Origin of the sequence: Streptomyces sp. TLI_55 (assembly GCF_900206255.1) — a bacterium.
Lineage (GTDB): Bacteria > Actinomycetota > Actinomycetes > Streptomycetales > Streptomycetaceae > Streptomyces > Streptomyces aquilus.
In genome coordinates this window covers 1-3,235 of the sequence record NZ_OAOJ01000009.1, presented here as the reverse complement: position 1 = coordinate 3,235, position 3,235 = coordinate 1, and the positions used below count along the sequence as shown (strand labels likewise).

Annotated in this window: 4 protein-coding genes; all 4 read left to right on the top strand. The window is 70.4% G+C overall.

The annotated features are described in order from the left end of the window. Positions 1-1,364, top strand: a 1,364-nt coding sequence (locus CRP56_RS46480; RefSeq protein ID WP_097276341.1) for a hypothetical protein, incomplete at its 5' end; no start/stop codon positions are given. Positions 1,365-1,457: 93 nt separating this feature from the next. Next, positions 1,458-1,793, top strand: a complete 336-nt coding sequence (locus CRP56_RS46475) for a hypothetical protein (protein ID WP_257042489.1) — start codon at positions 1,458-1,460, stop codon at positions 1,791-1,793. Positions 1,794-1,917: 124 nt separating this feature from the next. After that, entirely contained in the window at positions 1,918-2,298 is a 381-nt protein-coding gene (locus CRP56_RS46470; RefSeq protein WP_097276337.1) for a hypothetical protein, read from the top strand. A gap of 99 nt (positions 2,299-2,397) precedes the next feature. Further along, complete coding sequence (locus tag CRP56_RS46465) at positions 2,398-2,808, top strand: hypothetical protein (RefSeq protein ID WP_257042487.1); 411 nt, start codon at positions 2,398-2,400, stop codon at positions 2,806-2,808. Positions 2,809-3,235 lie beyond the last annotated feature (427 nt).

Sequence of the window (3,235 nt, the reverse complement as noted above, 5' to 3'; positions counted from 1 at the left end):
TCCAGGACCCGGTCAGCGTCCGCCCCCGCCCGGACGGCACGTACGGCGCGTTCAAGGGCTGGCGGCGCACCCAGGCCGCGCAGGTCGCCAACGCCACCGCCGAGGCGGAGGGCCACGCCAAGCGGCAGATCAAGGCGTACGTCCGTGCCGACCTGGTCGGCCGGGACGCCTGGACACAGTTCCTGTCCCTGATCGAGAACCACCAGCGCCAGGGCATGTCCCCCAAGGACACCCTGAAGGCCGCCGAACTGTCGCTGATCGGGATGGACGAGGTCGAGCAGAAGCAGGCCGCGCGTGCCCTGGGTCTCAGGCGCGGCACCGGCAGGCGGCTCGGCCGGGCCCAGAAGCTCGACGACGCCGCCCTGCGCCGGGCCTCCGCCGGGGGAATGGACCTCGAACAGATCGCCCAGTTCGCCGAGGTCGAGGACGTGCCCCGCGCACAGGACCGTCTGCTGCGGGCGCTGGCCCGCGACGAGGCGGAGGAGGGCGGCGGGCGCGGCCACTGGGACCAGGAACTCGCGCTGCTCAAGGCCGAACAGGAGGACCGCACCGCTCGCAAGGAGGCCGTCGCGGCCCTGGAGAAGGCAGGCATCCCCCTGCTGCCCGCACAACTGGCGTACGGGGAGAAGGACACCGCTCACCCGCTGTCGGAGCTGACCACGCCGCTGGGCAGGCCGCTGGAGGAGGACAACCACAAGGGATGCCCCGGCCACAGCGCCCGGCTCGACGACGAGAACCGGCCGGTCTGGTACTGCGCCGACCCGGCCGAGTACGGCCACAAGGTACGCCCGAAGCCGAAGCCGACCAAGACGGCCGAGGATGAAGAGAAAGCCGCCGAGCGGGCCCGCACCACCGCGTGCAACCGGGCCTGGAAGGCCGCCGCCGGGCCTCGCAAGGAGTTCGTCGCCCGGCTGGTGCGCGGCAGCAAGGCTCTGCCGGAGGAGGCCTGGCGGTTCGCCCTCGGGGTGCTGCTGGACCTGCCTTCCTTCTACGGCAAGTGGGCGCAGCGGCAGGAGGCCGAGGACGTGGCCCGTTTGCTGGGCGTGAAGCTGCCCGAGAGCCCCTTCGAGCGGGTGCGGCTGTCGGATCTGGTCACCCTGTCCAAGTCCCGTACGGCGCATGTGCTGTTCGCGCACGTCGCCGCCGCCTTCGAGCGCGACATGCGCGAGCCGAAGGGCTGGAACGACGCCCGCATGCAGGTCCGCTTCCTGTGGGAGGACCCCACCCCCCAGCAGGCCGCCTACCTGCTGCTCCTGGAGAGGCTCGGCCAGGACGACAAGGGCAGCTACCGGCTGTCCGAGGTCGAGGAGCAGGCCGTCGCCGCACACCGGGGCGACGACGCCGACGGCAAACCGGCCGACTGACCTTCCCGCCAGGCCTCACACGCACGACGCGGCCGGGCACCGACGGTGCCCGGCCCCCGGATCACACTCGACCAATCCGCCATGGAGTCCGCCATGCCCAACTCCGGTCCTGCCGAGCCCACGCCGCCGGAAGACGGGGAAGACCAGAAAGACCAGCCGCTCACCCTCGACGTGCTCCGCCAGCTCGTCGGCAACGAATGGGCCAGCCTGCCAGGCGAAACCCTGGTCGTACTCTCCCGTGACACCGAGGGCAACCTCTACTCGCCGTTCAGCACGTACGCGCACGGCCGCTACTCCCCCGTCTACGACCTGACCGGCGAGGTCTACCCGCTGGAAAGCGAGCTCGCGGCAGACGCCGAGCTGCGCGAGCTGTTCGAGAAGATCCCGGCCAACGCCCGCGCCGCCCTGGTGCTCTACCCGCTCGGCTGACCGCCGTGCACCCGGCGGGCACCGCATCAGCCGGTGCCCGCCCCCGGCCCGCCTTCAGGCACCGGTTCCCGCCGGGCGTGACAGATGCCCGGGCCATCCCACACAACAGGAAGGGGACACTCCCATGCCCACACTTGCCGAGGTCCGCGCCTTCATCCGCGAACTGCCCGATGTCGTGTCCGTGGCCGTCGTCCAGGAGGCAGCCACGGACCGGCTGCTCCAGCTGGACGCCGACCAGCGCCCGGTCATCACGCCCGGCCGCACCGGGCGGATCACCGCCACGATCCGCCCGGCCTGCCTGCGCCTGCTGACCGGCACCGTCCAGCAGCCCAACCGCACGGGCACCCGCTTCGACTTCCTGCTGGACGAGGCCTCCACCGAGCGGCTGCGCCTGGACCCGAACAACGGCACCCGGTTCCGCATCGCCAAGGACGAGAAGCGCTACCGGCTCGCGAAGGTCCCGGCCTCCTGCATCGAGCTCACCGACACCCCGGCCGACTCCTAGACCGCTCCGGAGATTCGGGGGCAGCGCACGAGCGCTGCCCCCCCCCGGCCCCTTCGTCCCGTCCTCACCCGCAACTCCCGGGAAGGGAGTGTGACTTCGATGAGCCGCGCGATCCCCGTGCGCTGCCTCGCCCGGCCGCTGGCCGGCGGACTGGTCGTGCCGTACGTATCGCTGATCCACAACGGGCACGCCGTCTTCGGCAGCCTCGACGCCGACCGTGCCCGGCATGCCTTCCTTGAGCGCCTGTGCCAGATCTGCTCCCAGCCTCTTGAAGAGCGGTTCTTCGTCATCGTCCGTCCTGCCGACCAGCAGCAGGGCTACTCCCCCGAACCCGCGCTCCACCCGGAGTGCCAGCCCTACACTGCGGCGAACTGCCCGATGCTCATCCCCCGTCAGTTCGCGATTTCTGAAGCACTGATCCGACGGAACCCAAGTGCCGAGGCGCGTGGCCTTCAGCATAGAACCTCGGGTTCACGAATCTTGGATGGCTCCCCCACGAGCACGTCATGAGTCCCACGTCTGCCGCAAGGGCCAGAGCCACCCGATCCCGTACGGCTGCAAGTTGGGCGTCGACCAGTCAGGGACCTGCAAGCCCCTCACCGCTTGGCGGGCCAGGTGTGCGGTTGCGCCGATGGGACCGCCACGAGGACGTAGTGACGCTCCATGCGGATGAGGACTCCGTGCTGACGGATCTCGCCCAGTACGTGCGCGGAGTCTAGGACAACTACTCGGCCAGGAAGGCCTCCCGCCCAGGAGCCTGCCGACGACCGCGAGGCTGTGAGGTCTACTACGGCCTCAAGTGCGACAACCGCCCTGATGAGGGATACAGCTCTCCCGCGAGAACATCGCCAGGCGCGGCCGGACGCGCATCGTGCGATGCGGGATCAGACACACCTCAGTGAGGCGACCGTCCGAACACAGTAACGTCGCTGCCAAA